We start from the raw sequence: 832 nt of genomic DNA, 5'->3' as shown, positions 1-832 counted from the left end.
GGTTGATTGCTGCGTCCATCAATTTCTCTGGACCAACAACTGCATCTACTGCACCAAACTTAAGAGCTGCATCTGCTTTGTGCTCTTTAGTTGCTGCAATCCACTCGATTGCGTTATCCGCACCGATCAAACGTGGAAGACGAACAGTACCACCGAAGCCTGGGAAGATACCTAGCTTAACTTCAGGAAGACCAACTTTCGCTTTAGTCGACATAACACGGTAGTCAGTCGCTAAACACATTTCGAAACCACCACCAAGAGCAATGCCATTAATAGCCGTTACTGTTGGGAAAGGCAGATCTTCGATCGCATTGAATACAGAGTTTGCTTTCAAGTTGTTTGCGATAAGTTCTTCTTCAGGACCTGCAAACAAGCTAGTGAATTCTGTGATATCCGCACCAACGATGAATACATCTTTAGTACTTGTAACAACTAGACCTTTAACATCTGCACCTTTAAGTGCTTCTGCTGCTGCGCCTAGTTCTTCGATAGTCAGCCGGTTAAATTTGTTTACGGATTCGCCTTCGAGGTCGAAGTTCAACTGCGCGAACCCACCGTCGATTTCTTTAACCGTGATGGCTTTACCTGCGTAAATCATCAACTGTTCTCCAAGTTTATAAGTTCGTGCCAGTACAGAGGAAAGCTGCCTGACAATCTGTTTAACCCCAAGCAAATGGGGTGAGAAAACAAAAATTCATACGATCGTTTGAATCGTGAGGCGTGTACCTTGTAGAAAACTCAATCGTTTGTCAATGCCAAAAAGGCTTACACCGTTTTCAGGCCGTTTGTGTATGAATGTTTTAAAAATTATTTAATGGAGGCAAATTAATGA

At 43.1% G+C, this 832-nt stretch carries 1 protein-coding gene; it reads right to left on the bottom strand.

The window, feature by feature from the left end; all coding sequences use genetic code 11:
• On the bottom strand, nucleotides 1–598 hold a 598-nt coding region (locus A3739_RS26745; RefSeq protein WP_197472616.1), incomplete at its 3' end, for an enoyl-CoA hydratase-related protein.
• Between the last annotated feature and the right edge of the window lie 234 nt (nucleotides 599–832).

The sequence above is a fragment of the Oleiphilus sp. HI0067 genome (genome assembly GCF_001635735.1).
The sequence above is the reverse complement of the archived record's forward strand: the minus strand, read 5'-3'. Positions and strand labels throughout refer to the sequence as shown.